The sequence below is a fragment of the Paracidovorax konjaci genome (genome assembly GCF_900112675.1).
In the GTDB taxonomy this organism is placed as follows: Bacteria; Pseudomonadota; Gammaproteobacteria; order Burkholderiales; family Burkholderiaceae_C; genus Paracidovorax; species Paracidovorax konjaci.
Genome location: NZ_FOMQ01000003.1, coordinates 196,133 through 209,092 on the forward strand (window position 1 = coordinate 196,133; position 12,960 = coordinate 209,092).

At 65.9% G+C, this 12,960-nt stretch carries 13 protein-coding genes; 5 read left to right on the top strand and 8 right to left on the bottom strand.

The window, feature by feature from the left end:
- Positions 1-26: 26 nt before the first annotated feature.
- From BM144_RS05405 to BM144_RS05440, 8 genes are all read right to left on the bottom strand, one after another.
- On the bottom strand, positions 27-587 hold the full coding sequence (locus BM144_RS05405; protein WP_092950485.1) for a SiaB family protein kinase: 561 nt from the start codon (positions 585-587) through the stop codon (positions 27-29).
- Positions 588-633: 46 nt separating this feature from the next.
- Positions 634-1,866, bottom strand: a complete 1,233-nt coding sequence (locus tag BM144_RS05410) for a SpoIIE family protein phosphatase (RefSeq protein ID WP_092950279.1) — start codon at positions 1,864-1,866, stop codon at positions 634-636.
- A gap of 185 nt (positions 1,867-2,051) precedes the next feature.
- On the bottom strand, positions 2,052-2,747 hold the full coding sequence (locus tag BM144_RS05415) for an ABC transporter ATP-binding protein (protein WP_092950280.1): 696 nt from the start codon (positions 2,745-2,747) through the stop codon (positions 2,052-2,054).
- Position 2,748: 1 nt separating this feature from the next.
- Positions 2,749-3,534, bottom strand: coding sequence for an ABC transporter ATP-binding protein (locus BM144_RS05420; protein WP_092950486.1), 786 nt, complete (start codon positions 3,532-3,534; stop codon positions 2,749-2,751).
- Positions 3,534-4,865, bottom strand: a complete 1,332-nt coding sequence (locus BM144_RS05425; protein WP_092950281.1) for a branched-chain amino acid ABC transporter permease — start codon at positions 4,863-4,865, stop codon at positions 3,534-3,536. The genes BM144_RS05420 and BM144_RS05425 overlap by 1 nt, the downstream gene beginning before the upstream one ends.
- A 6-nt stretch (positions 4,866-4,871) precedes the next feature.
- Positions 4,872-5,825, bottom strand: coding sequence for a branched-chain amino acid ABC transporter permease (locus BM144_RS05430; protein WP_092950282.1), 954 nt, complete (start codon positions 5,823-5,825; stop codon positions 4,872-4,874).
- A gap of 116 nt (positions 5,826-5,941) precedes the next feature.
- The gene (locus BM144_RS05435) at positions 5,942-7,177 is read right to left on the bottom strand and encodes a branched-chain amino acid ABC transporter substrate-binding protein (RefSeq protein ID WP_092950283.1); all 1,236 of its coding nucleotides are present in this window, start codon (positions 7,175-7,177) and stop codon (positions 5,942-5,944) included.
- A 149-nt stretch (positions 7,178-7,326) separates the two neighbouring features.
- Positions 7,327-8,967 carry a 3-(methylthio)propionyl-CoA ligase gene (locus tag BM144_RS05440; protein WP_092950284.1) on the bottom strand — a complete coding sequence of 547 codons (1,641 nt, stop codon included), beginning with the start codon at positions 8,965-8,967 and terminating at the stop codon, positions 7,327-7,329.
- Positions 8,968-9,149: 182 nt separating this feature from the next.
- On the opposite strand from BM144_RS05440, the gene BM144_RS05445 reads away from it, so the two are divergent.
- From BM144_RS05445 to BM144_RS05465, 5 genes are all read left to right on the top strand, one after another.
- Entirely contained in the window at positions 9,150-10,646 is a 1,497-nt protein-coding gene (locus tag BM144_RS05445) for a protein adenylyltransferase SelO (protein WP_092950487.1), read from the top strand.
- Positions 10,643-11,056, top strand: a complete 414-nt coding sequence (gene msrB, locus BM144_RS05450; protein WP_092950285.1) for a peptide-methionine (R)-S-oxide reductase MsrB — start codon at positions 10,643-10,645, stop codon at positions 11,054-11,056. The genes BM144_RS05445 and msrB overlap by 4 nt, the downstream gene beginning before the upstream one ends.
- Positions 11,057-11,111: 55 nt before the next feature.
- The gene (locus BM144_RS05455) at positions 11,112-11,675 is read left to right on the top strand and encodes a septation protein A (protein WP_092950286.1); all 564 of its coding nucleotides are present in this window, start codon (positions 11,112-11,114) and stop codon (positions 11,673-11,675) included.
- 38 nt (positions 11,676-11,713) lie between these two features.
- Positions 11,714-11,953, top strand: coding sequence for a BolA family protein (locus tag BM144_RS05460; protein ID WP_092950488.1), 240 nt, complete (start codon positions 11,714-11,716; stop codon positions 11,951-11,953).
- A gap of 73 nt (positions 11,954-12,026) precedes the next feature.
- Positions 12,027-12,812 carry a foldase protein PrsA gene (locus tag BM144_RS05465; protein ID WP_092950287.1) on the top strand — a complete coding sequence of 262 codons (786 nt, stop codon included), beginning with the start codon at positions 12,027-12,029 and terminating at the stop codon, positions 12,810-12,812.
- The last annotated feature ends 148 nt before the right edge of the window (positions 12,813-12,960 follow it).

Sequence of the window (12,960 nt, forward strand, 5' to 3'; positions counted from 1 at the left end):
TCTTCTCTGGGTCCGTGCGCGGCGGGTCAGATCGCTGCTTTCAGGTAGAAGACCGGTGCGCCCGCCATGCCCTGCGAGGCATCGAAGTCGAATTCCAGCGGCTCGCTCGCGTCGCGCGCCACGGTGAGAAATCCCATGCCGGCGCCCTTGCTGCCCGAGGGCGTTTCCTCGCGCAAGGTCTGCCGGTAGGCCTGCTTGATCTCCTCGAGCGTCATGCTGCGCAGCTGTTCGAGCTTGCTGCGGAGATCGTCGGCCAGCCCAGACTCGATCGGGTTGGCGCACAACAGCAGGAAGCGGCCATCGGCCTCGCGGCGGATGCACACCGAGCCGTGCCGCAGCTCGCCATCGGCCTGGCTGGCGGGCGTGAGCGCGTCGGCCGAGTAATGGATGATGTTCTGCGCCATCTCGATGAAGGACGAGAACAGCTTGCGGCGCGTGGGCCCCGCGACGCCCGCCACTTCCAGCTGCAGTTTCACGGCATCGGCCATGGCGGCCACGATGTGCTGCGAAAAATAGCCGACGTAATAGAAGATGACCTGGTGTTCGCGGGCCACGCTGAAAAACGGTCCGTATTTGGCGGAAATCATGGCGGAGTGCATCATCGGTAACGGGGGCTGGTGTGGAGGGGCCGCATCAGGTGCGCAAGCTCAGGAAGGTCACGTCGTCGCGCCGGGCATGGTCGCCCTGCCACTCGCGCAGGCACTCCAGCGCGGCGCGATTGATCTGCTCGGGGCTGTCATCGCGGTGGCGCAGCAACAGCTCCCGGATGCGGCGCTTGCCCAGGGCAATGGCGCGCGGGCCGCCTACCTGGTCGGTCAGGCCGTCCGTGGTGATGAACACCAGGCTGCCCGCGGGCAGCGGCACGCTCTGGTTCTCCCACGCGTAGTCGAGCGCGCTGTCCACGTAGCCCACGCCCTTGCGCTGGCCTTCGACCACGTCCACGGCGTCGGCGCCGGGACGCAGCACCAGCAGCGACAGCCGCGCGCCGGCGAACACCAGCCGCTCGGCGGCCGGTTCGAACCAGAAGAAGGCGGCGTCCATGCCGTCGTCGGAGCCGGGGGTCTCGTCCTTGCCGCCCACCTGCCCCAGGACCTGCTTGATGCTCTGGTTGACGCTGCCCAGCAGGCCGGCCGGGTCCTGCGCTCCATGCCTCTCGATGGCCTTGCCGAGGCTGGTGGACGCGATCAGCGTCATGAAGGCGCCCGGCACGCCGTGGCCGGTGCAGTCGGCCACCGCACCGAACCAGCCGCCGTCGGCCAGGCAGAACTGGTAGAAATCGCCGCCCACCACATCGCGCGGCTCCCAGACCAGATCGGCCTGGGCGCAGGCGCGCGCCAGGGTGTCGCGCGAAGCACGCAGCGTGGATTGCTGGATCACGCTGGCGTACTCGATGCTGTGCATGATCTGCCGGTTGCGGGACGCCTGCATGTCCGCCACCACCCGCATGAGCTGCAGCCCGTTACCCACGCCCGCGAAGGCTCCGCCCCGCGTGATGATGAATCCGTCGGCCAGCGCCTTTTCGCCGTACTCCACCGTGCGCAGCGTGAGCGTGTCGATGTCCATGGCCGCATCCACGACCAGGGGCTCCTTGTCCATGAAGGCGATGCAGCTCTTGCGGCCGTACAGCTCCATGCGGAACTGCTTGCTCATCTGGGAGAGGAAGATATTGCGGTTGATGAGCCCGATGGGGCGATCGCCTTCCAGAACCGGAAGCGCCACCAGGTCGCGGTGCCGGCTGAACACGTCCAGCACTTCTTCGTTGGTCTGGCCGGTGGTCATGCACGGGACAGGTGTGCAGAGGTCCGCGGCGCTGGGGGAACGGAAACGGGGGCGGAACTCGGTCAAATACGCACGGGATTCGGACATGCCTGCGGCGCCGGAAATAATGTCAGGAAATGTTAATGGCTCAACATTTCCGTTTGATGACAACTATCGCCGGCCTGCGCGAAGCCGCGCCGCGGCGCGCCCCCCTCTCCCTCCCTGCAGCCGCCCGAGGCCGCGGCCGCCCCACCGATCGGCCGCGCACCGCCTGCCGTGCGGCCGATGCCCGCTCAGACCTCCAGCCACTCCTTGCGCACCGCCGTGTTTTCACGGAGGCCTTCGGGCGTGCCGTCGAACACGATGCTACCGTGGCCCATCACCAGGGCCCGGTCGGAGATGCGCATGGCGATGGTGAGCTTCTGCTCGATGAGCAGCACCGACACGCCGCGCTCGCGGATCTTCGTGAGGTAGTCCCCCACCAGCTCGACGATCTTGGGCGCCAGGCCCTCGGTGGGCTCGTCGATGATGATCAGGTCCGGATCGCCCATGAGCGTGCGGCAGAGCGTGAGCATCTGCTGCTCGCCGCCGGACATCACGCCGGCCTCGGTGTGCTGGCGCTCCTTGAGCCGCGGGAACATCGCGTACATGTCGTCGAAGCCCCAGCGGCTGCCCTTGCCCCGCCCCTTCTGGCCGAGCAGCAGGTTCTGGTGCACCGTGAGGTTGGGAAACACGTCCCGGCTTTCCGGAACGTAGCCCAGCCCCAGGTGGGCGATCTCGTACGGCTTGCGGCCGTTGAGCCGCTGGCCCTTCCAGTCGAGCGTGCCTTCCCACTGCACGAGGCCCATGATGGCCTTGGCCGTGGTGGACCGGCCGGAGCCGTTGCGCCCCAGCAGCGCCACGATTTCGCCCGGCGCCACGTCGAAGCACACGCCGTGCAGCACATGGCTCTTGCCGTAATAGGCGTGCAGATCCCGTATGTGCAGCATGTCAGTGCCCCTCCGCCTGTTGCGACGCGACCACCGAGCCGAGGTAGGCCTCCTGCACGCGCGGATTGGCCCGCACGGCCTCGGGGGTGTCGAAGGCGATCACCTCGCCGTACACCACCACCGCGATGCGGTCGGCCAGGCCGAAGACCACGCCCATGTCGTGCTCCACGGTGAGCAGGGTGCGCCCCTGCGTCACCTCGCGGATGAGCTGGATGAACCGGGCCGTCTCGCTCTTGCTCATGCCGGCCGTGGGCTCGTCCAGCAGGATCACGTTCGCGCCGCCCGCGATGGTGATGCCGATCTCCAGCGCGCGCTGCTCGGCATAGGTGAGGTTCATGGCCAGCGTGTCGCGCTTGGGCGCCAGATGGATCTGATCCAGCAGTTCCTCGGCCCGTGCATTCGCGTCGTGCAGCCGCGAGAGGAACCGCCAGAAGCTGTAGCGGTAGCCCAGGCTCCAGAGCACGCCGCAGCGCAGGTTCTCGAACACGCTGAGCTTGGGGAAGATGTTGGTGATCTGGAAGCTGCGCGAGAGGCCCATGCGGTTGATCTCATACGGCGCCTTGCCGTCGATGCGCTGGCCATTGAGCAGCACTTCGCCGCTCGACGGTCCGAAGCGGCCGCTGACCAGGTTGAACAGCGTGGACTTGCCCGCGCCGTTGGGGCCGATGATGGCCACGCGCTCGCCCGCCTTCACGGCCAGGTTGGCGCCGCGGATGATCTCGGTCTTGCCGAAGCGCTTGCGCAGGTCGCGCAGTTCCAGCGCCGGAGTGCCTTCTGCGGCCGCCATCATGCGTTCCCCCCTTTGCCGGCCACGCCCCGTTGCATGTCGCGCTCGATCGCTTCCTGCGTGGCGCCCCACCGCCTGGCGAAGTTTCGCCGGCACAGCTCGAAGAGGACCAGCCCCACGGCGAAGACGAGGCCGGTGGCGATCCAGGTCGATGGGCTGCGCGCATCGAGCGTGGCGCCCAGGAATCCGATGTGCGGCCCGAGCGCCGCATTGAGCTGCAGGTGGTAGGTCATCTCGATCATCGCGGCGGCGCCCAGCACGGCCACCATCGCCGTGCTGCCCAGTGCCAGGTAGCTGGGCAGCAGCGCCCGCAGGCGGCCGTAGCGCGCCACGCGCAGGTTCATCATGATCAGGCTGGCGATGCCGCCCGGCGCATACATGACCATGAACAGGAACACGAGCCCCAGGTAGAGCAGCCAGGCCTTGGACAGCTCCGACAGCAGCACCGACGCGAACACCAGCAGCACCGCGCCGATGATGGGGCCGAAGAAGAACGTGGCGCCGCCCAGGAAGGTGAACAACAGGTAGGAGCCCGAGCGCATCACGCTCACGCTGTCGGCGGCGGTGACGATCTCGAAATTGATGGCCGCCAGCGCCCCGCCGATGCCCGCGAAGAAGCCCGCGATGATGAAGGCGTAGTAGCGCACGCGCTGCGTGTTGTAGCCGATGAATTCCACGCGCTCGGGGTTGTCCCGCACCGCGTTCAGGATGCGGCCCAAAGGGGTGCCCGTGAAGGCGAACATGAGCGCCGTGCAGACGAAGCAGTAGGCCGCGATCAGGTAGTACACCTGCAGGGCCGGCCCGAAGGTGATGCCGAGAAAGCCCTTGCCGTACACGCGGTCGGTCGTGATGCCGCCCTCGCCGCCGAAGAACTCGGGGAACATCAGCGCCATGGACGCCACCAGTTCGCCGATGCCGAGCGTGATCATCGCGAAAGTGGTGCCCGACTTCTTGGTGGTGACGAAGCCCAGGAGGACCGCGAAGAGCATGCCCGCCAGCCCGCCCACCAGCGGTATCAGCACGAGCGGAATGGGCAGCTTGCCCTGGCTCGCCCAGTTCATCGCGTGCACCGCCAGGAACGACCCCATGCCGGTGTAGACCGCATGCCCGAAGCTCAGCATGCCGCCCTGCCCCAGCAGGATGTTGTACGAGAGGCAGATGATGATGAGGTAGCCGATCTGCGCGAGCATGGTGAGCGCCAGGCTGCTCGTGAAGACCTTGGGCGCCACGATGAGCACGAGCGCGAACGCGCTCCACACCACGGCGCGGCCGATGTTGAGCGGCCGGAAGCTGTAGTGCCGGCCCGCGCTGGAAGAGGAAGTCGTTGGCATGGTGGATCAATCCTCCCGGGTTCCAAGGAGCCCCTTGGGGCGGAAGATGAGGATCAGCACGAGGAACAGGTAGGGCAGGATCGGCGCGACCTGCGAGATGGTGAGCTTGAGCACCGGGTAGCCGAAGGTCTGCTCGGTCACCGCCATGCCCAGGGCCCGCAGCGCGTGCACCATCGAGTAGTCGAGCGCCACGGCGAAGGTCTGCACGAGCCCGATGATGAGCGACGCCAGGAAAGCCCCCGCGAGCGATCCCATGCCCCCCACCACCACCACGACGAAGATGATGGAGCCCACCGAGGCCGCCATCGCCGGCTCCGTCACGTAGGTGTTGCCCCCGATCACGCCCGCCAGCCCCGCCAGCGCGCAACCGCCGCCGAACACGAGCATGAACACGCGGGGCACGTTGTGGCCCAGGGCCTCGACCATCTCGGGCTGCTTGAGTGCCGCCTGGATCACGAGCCCGATGCGCGTGCGGGTCAGGACCAGCCACACCGACAGCAGCATCAGCAGCGCCACCAGCATCACGAAGGAGCGCGACTTGGGGAACTGCGTTCCGTAGAGGGAAAAGAGCGGCCCTTGCAGTTGCGCCGGCAAGGCGTAGGGAACGGTGGAACGGCCCCAGACCAACTGCACGATCTCCAGGACGAGGTACGACAGGCCGAAGGTGACGAGCAGTTCGGGCACGTGGCCGAACTTGTGCACCCGGCGCAGCGCGTAGCGCTCGAACGCCGCGCCCAGCAGGCCCACGGCCAGCGGCGCGACGAAGAGCGCGGGCCAGAAACCCAGCACGCCCGAGATCGAATAGGCGAAATACGCGCCCAGCATGTAGAAGCTGGTGTGCGCGAAATTGAGCACGCCCATCATGCTGAAGATCAGCGTCAGCCCGGAGCTGAGCATGAACAGCAGCAGGCCGTAACTCACCCCGTTCAGCAGCGAGATGACGAAAAACTCAAGATTCATCGCAATGAACGCCCCGCGGCGCTGGAGAGTGGCCGATTGGAAAAAGGCCCGGCGCCGGCCGGGCCACCGTCAGACAGTGGCGCCGCCGGCAGCCGGGGGCTGCGGCGGCCCAGCGCTCAGGACGGGCGCTTCATTTGGCAGGAGCTGGGCGTGCTGGCCACGTAGGGCTCGTAATACTTCACGGGCACGAAGGTGTAGCCCGTATTCTCCGCGTCGTTGGGGTACTTGCCGCCCGCCTTTTCCCACTTGGAGACGAACAGCCCCTGCTGGAGCTGGTGGTCGGTCTTGCGCATCTCCACCTCGCCGTTGAAGCTGGTGAATTTCATCCCTTCGAACACGGCGGCGACCTTCACCGGGTCGGTGCTCTTGGCCTTGACGAAGCCGGCATCGAGCATCGCGAAGGCGTGGTATACGGCACCGGTGTACATGTCGTCGTTGAACTTCTTCTTGTACTCGGTCACCACGCGGCCGATGTCGCCGGGCAGGTTCAGGTGGTTGTACGACACCATGTACACGCGCCCTGCCGCGGCCGACCCCATGGCCGTGGGCGATCCGGTCACGCCGCCATAGTAGGTATAGAAATTGACGTTGGAGAGGCCCGCATCGTTGGCCGCCTTGATGAGCAGCGCGAGGTCGGAGCCCCAGTTGCCGGTGATCACCGTATCGGCGCCCGACTGGCGGATCTTGGCGATGTAGGGTGCGAAATCGCGCACCTGGGCCAGCGGGTGCAGGTCATCGCCCACGATCTGCACGTCGGGCCGCTTGCGGGCGAGGTTTTCCTTGACGTACTTGGAAACCTGCTGGCCGTGCGCGTAATTCTGGTTGATGAGGTAGACCTTCTTGATCTCGGGCTGGTCCTTCATGAAGGTGGTCATGGCTTCCATCTTCATCGACGTGTCGGCATCGAGGCGGAAATGCCAGTAGCTGCACTTGCTGTTGGTGAGGTCCGGGTCCACGGCCGCATAGTTGAGGTAGACCACTTCCTTGCCCGGGTTGCGCGCGTTGTGCTTCTCCAGGGCATCCATGATGGCCAGCGCAGGGCCCGAGCCGTTGCCCTGCACCACATAGCGGGCGCCCTGGTCCATCGCGGAGCGCAGCGCACTGGTGGTCTCCTGCGGGCTCAGCTTGTTGTCGATGCCGATGATCTCGAACTTCACGCCCGAGGCGTTCTTCTTGCTGAACTCGTCCGCCAGGAACTGGAAGCTCTTGAGCTGGTTGGTGCCCACCGCCGCCATGAGGCCGGAAAGCGGGTCGAGCCACGCGATCTTCACGGTCTCGCCTTTTTGAGCGAATGCGCCGCATGCCGTCGCGAACATTGCAGATGCCGCTACTACTTTGATAGCAAATCTCATCGCCTGTCTCCTTGCGTATTGGGGGTCACCGAACACGCCGCAGCGTACAGGCGAGGTCTGCGCCGGCGTTCAGGGATTCACCCTAGCGCCTATCCCGCAGGCGACTCGCGCAGGCTGGCCGCACGCCTGCACCGGCGTGCGGCCAGCGGTCAAAGGCCGGGAAGGCGATAGTCCTGCAGTTGCTCCCGCAGGCGGGCTTTCAGCATCTTGCCCGTCGCGCCGATCGGTATGGCATCGAGGAACAGCACGTCGTCCGGGATCTGCCACTTGGCGGTCTTGCCTTCATAGAACGCCAGCAGTTCTTCACGCGTGGCCTGAGCGCCCTGGCGCAGCACGACCGCCACCACGGGCCGCTCGTCCCACTTGGGATGCGGCATGCCGATGCATGCGGCCATTGCCACGGCAGGGTGCGCCATGGCGATGTTCTCGATGTCGATGGAGCTGATCCATTCGCCGCCGGACTTGATCACGTCCTTGCTGCGGTCGGTGATCTGCATGTAGCCGTCGGCGTCGATGGTGGCCACGTCGCCCGTGGGGAACCAGCCGCGGCCCTGCGCATCGGGAACCAGCGGGCTGCCCTCGACACGGTAGTAGCGGTCCACGATCCAGGGCCCCTTGACCAGCAGATCGCCATAGGTCTTGCCGTCCCAGGGGAGTTCGCGGCCCTCGCCGTCGACGATCTTCATGTCCACGCCGAAGATCGCACGCCCCTGCTTCAGCAGGATCTTCATGCGCTCCTGGGCAGGAAGGTCCTGGTGCTTGTTCTTGAGCGAGCACAGCGTGCCCAGCGGGCTCATCTCCGTCATGCCCCAGGCATGCAGCACGCGCACGCCGTACTCGTCCTGGAAGGCCTCGATCATGGCGGGGGGGCAGGCCGAGCCACCGATCACCGTGCGCTGGAGCTTGCCGAACCGCACGCCCGTGGCCTTGGCATGCTGCAGCAGCATCTGCCAGACCGTGGGCACGCCCGCCGCGAAGGTCACACCCTCGGCGTCCATGAGTTCGTACACCGACTTGCCGTCCAGCGCAGGGCCGGGGAACACCAGCTTGCAGCCCGTGAGCGGTGCGGAATACGGAATACCCCAGGCGTTGACGTGGAACATCGGCACCACGGGCAGGACCGCGTCGCTGGCCGACAGGCCCATCACATCCGGCAGCGCCGCCGCATAGGCGTGCAGCAGCGACGACCGGTGGCTGTAGAGCACGCCTTTGGGGTGCCCTGTGGTGCCACTGGTGTAGCAGAGGCTGGAGGCCGAGTTTTCGTCGAACACCGGCCAGTCGTAGCGGTCCGGCGAAGCCCCGATCCAGGACTCATAGCTCGTGAGATGGGGGATGCCCGTGTCGGCCGGCAGACGGTCCGCATCGCACAACGCCACCCATCGCCGCACCGTGGGGCACTTGGCATGCACTGCCTGCACGATCGGCAGAAAGCTCAGGTCGAAGCACAGGACCTGGTCTTCGGCATGGTTCACGATCCAGGCGACCTGCTCCGGATGCAGGCGCGGGTTGATGGTGTGCAGCACGCGGCCCGAACCGCTCACGCCGTAATACATCTCGAGGTGGCGGTAGCCATTCCACGCCAGGCTGGCGACGCGATCGCCGAACGCGAGGCCGTCCCCGTCCAGCGCATTGGCGAGCTGGCGCGCCCTGGCGGCCATATCGCGGTAGGTATAGCGGTGGATGTCTCCCTCCACGCGCCGCGAAACGATCTGCGCGTCGCCGTGGTGGCGCTCCGCAAACTCGACGAGCGTGGAAATCAGCAGGGGTTGGCTCTGCATCAGGCCCAGCATGTGTTGTCTCCTCATAGGGGTGGATAGGGTGATTTCTTATCCTAACCCTGCGGTCGCGCACGGCGGCTGCTCGGCAACCCTGCAGCGCGGCACCACTGTCGCGCGCTTGACAAGTACCCTGGCACCGCGCTCCAAGCCCCTGCGCCTGGCCGTGGAAAAGGCGCTCGGACACAATGGCGGCGATGATATCCACCGCCTCTTCCGCCGCTCCGGCCGAGGTCCGCTCGGGCCTGGCATGGCGCAACGGCTTCGCTGCACTGGGCCCGCAATTCTTCACCGAACTCGTGCCCACGCCGCTGCCCGACCCTTACTGGATCGCGGGCAGCCCCGATACCGCGGCCCTGATCGGGCTGGAGCCCGAATGGTTGGGCAGCGATGCGGCACTGCAGGTGCTCTCCGGCAATGCGGTGCTGCGCGGCATGGAACCACTGGCCAGCGTGTACAGCGGCCACCAGTTCGGCGTCTGGGCGGGGCAACTCGGGGACGGCCGCGCGATCCTGCTCGGCGAAACGGAAAGCGGGTACGAGGTACAGCTCAAGGGCAGCGGCCGCACGCCGTATTCACGCATGGGCGATGGCCGCGCGGTGCTGCGCTCATCGATCCGTGAATTCCTCTGCAGCGAAGCCATGCATGCGCTGGGCATCCCGACCTCCCGGGCACTGGCCCTTACCGGCTCGCCCGCGCCCATCGTTCGCGAGGAAGTCGAAACTGCGGCAGTGGTCACGCGCACAGCGCCCAGCTTCGTGCGGTTCGGCCACTTCGAACATTTCGCCGCCCGCGACCAGATAGAGGCGCTGCGCACCCTCGCCGATTACGTGATCGACCGCTACTACCCCCAATGCCGGGAAACCGACGGCATGCCCGGCAGGAATGCGTACGCCGCGCTGCTGCGCGCCGTGGGCGAGCGCACGGCCGCGATGGTCGCCCAATGGCAGGCCGTAGGTTTCTGCCATGGAGTGATGAACACCGACAACATGAGCATCCTGGGGCTCACCATCGACTATGGCCCGTTCCAGTTCCTCGACGCTTTCGTGCCCGGCCACATCTGCAACCACAGCGACAGCCAGGGCCGCTATGCCTTCAATCGGCAGCCCCAGGTGGCCTACTGGAATCTGTTCTGCCTTGGGCAGGCATTGATGCCGCTCATCGGCGACCCCGAGACCGCCCAGGCCGCGCTGGAACCCTACCGCTCCGTCTTTCCTGCCGAATACCTGCGGCGCATGCGGGAGAAACTCGGGCTGGCCTCTGCCGCCGAGGGGGATGCCGCGCTCCTGGACGATCTGCTGGCGCTGCTGGCGCAGGACGCGGTGGACTACACCATCTTCTGGCGGCGCCTATCCCAGGCCGTGCAAGCACAGGATTTCGCTCCGGTGCAGGATCTTTTCATCGACCGGTCCGCGTGGGACGCCTGGCAGTCGCGGTACACCGCACGCCAGGCCCGGGAGGACCGGACCCACGGCGAAGCGGCCGCAGGCATGCTCCTGACCAATCCGCAGTTCGTGCTGCGCAATCACCTGGGCGAGCAGGCCATCCGGGCCGCGAAAACCGGAGACTTCCGGCCGCTGCACGCGCTGCAGGGCGTGCTGGCCCACCCCTTCGACGACCACCCCGACCACGCCGAGTGGGCGGGCTTTCCGCCCGACTGGGCCTCCTCCATCGAGATCAGCTGCTCATCATGACCTTTCCCATCCAGAAGACCGACGCCGAATGGCAGGCCCTGCTCAAAGACAAGGGGGCGGAACCCGTCGCCTGGCAGGTCACGCGCCATGCCGCCACGGAACGCCCCTTCACGGGGAAATACGAAGCCCACTGGGACGACGGCACGTACCACTGCATCTGTTGTGGCGCCAAGCTGTTCGATGCGGAGACCAAGTTCGACGCGGGTTGCGGCTGGCCCAGCTTTTCCCAGGCAGTGCCCGGCGCCATCCAGGAGATCGTGGACCGCAGCCATGGCATGGTCCGTACCGAAACGGTATGTGCACAATGCGGGGCGCATCTCGGCCATGTGTTCGAGGACGGTCCGGCCCCTGCCGGCCTGCGCTATTGCATGAACTCCGCCTCCCTGGACTTCGAGCCCGGCGGCGCCTGACGGCAGAGCCGCCCGGCGCTCTGCGCAAGAGCTTCACGGAACAGCCATCGCACCTATGAAACTGCTGATCGATTTCTTTCCCATCATCCTGTTCTTCGTGGCCTTCAAGGTCTGGGGGATCTACACCGCCACGGCCGTGGCCATTGGCGCCACCATTCTGCAGATCGGCTACCTGCGCGTGCGGCATGGCCGTGTCGAACCCATGCAGTGGGTGAGCCTGGGTGTGATCGTCGTCTTCGGGGGCGCCACGCTGCTCTCCCACAGCGACACCTTCATCAAATGGAAGCCCACCGTGCTGTACTGGCTGATGGCTGCAGCGCTCCTGATCGGCCAGCTCGTCTTCCGCAAGAACCTCATCCGCAGCCTCATGGGCGGCCAGATGGAGCTGCCGGATGCCGCATGGCGCGCGATGAACTGGAGCTGGACCGCCTTCTTCGTGGTGATGGGCGTCGTCAACCTGTGGGTGGCCTATACCTTCAGCACCGACGCGTGGGTGAACTTCAAGCTGTTCGGCGGTCTCGGACTCATGGCCGTGTTCGTCGTGGGGCAGGCGCTCTATCTCAGCCGCTACATCAAGGACGCCGACAACAAGCCCTCGGCAGAGGATCCCCAGCCATGAGCGACGTGCAGCCGGACCTGCCGATCACTGCGCAAGCCATGGAGCGCAAGCTGCACGCCGCGCTCGCCCCGTCCACCCTGGAAGTGCTCGACGAGAGCGCGGCCCATGCGGGCCACGCAGGAGCCAACGGCACCGGCTTCGGCACGCATTTCCGCGTGCGCATCTCGTCACCTTTGTTTACCGGCCGCAGCCGGGTGGCGCGCCATCGCCTTGTGTATGATGCGCTGCAGGAGTTCATTGACCAGGGCGCACACGCCATCGCGATAGAAGTTCTCTGATCAGATTCCCACGTCCAGGGGCCACAGCGGCGTACCCCGCCCAGCCGGCCCATTCCTTTTTGTGGATTTCCCAATGAAGAAAAAGCTCTTGACCGGCCTCGTGGCCGCAGCCGTGCTGGGCACGTCCGCCCTGCCCGCCTTCGCGCAAAACATTGCCGTTGTGAACGGCAAGGCCGTGCCCAAGGAACGCGTCGACGTTCTGAAGCAGCAAGTGGAGCGTTCCGGCCGCCCTGTCACCCCCGAGATCGAAAACCAGATCAAGGAAGAAGTCATCGCTCGCGAGATCTTCCTGCAGGAAGCGCAAAAGCGCGGCCTGGAAGGCTCTGCGGACGTCAAGGCCCAGATGGAACTGGCCCGCCAGACCATCCTGATCCGTGAACTGTTCGCCGACTACCAGAAGGCCAACCCTGTCTCCGACGCCGAGATCCAGGCCGAATACGACAAGTTCGTTGCCGCCAATACCGGCAAGGAATACAAGGCCAGCCACATCCTGGTGGAAAAGGAAGACCAGGCCAAGGCCATCATCGCGTCCATCAAGAAGGGCGCCAAGTTCGAAGACATCGCCAAGAAGCAGTCGAAGGATCCCGGATCCGGCGCGCGCGGCGGCGACCTCGACTGGGCTACTCCGAGCAGCTATGTGTCCGAGTTCACCGAAGCACTCGTGAAGCTCGACAAGGGCAAGATGACGCAGACCCCCGTCAAGACGCAGTTCGGCTGGCACATCATTCGCCTGGACGATGTCCGCGAAGCCAAGTTGCCCAAGCTGGAAGAAGTCAAGCCACAGGTCGCGCAGCAACTGCAGCAGCAGAAGCTGGCGAAGTTCCAGGAAGACCTGCGCGCCAAGGCCAAGGTCGAGTAAGCAACGACTTGGAGCCGTGGCCTGTCTGCCGGCTTCGTCTTCACGATGGAAACGCGGCCTGGTGCCGCGTTTTTTCTTTGTGGCTGCCGGCAAGAGGGGTGGTTGCGCATCAGGCCGTGCAGGCAATCGAGAGGTGCTTGCCGACCCA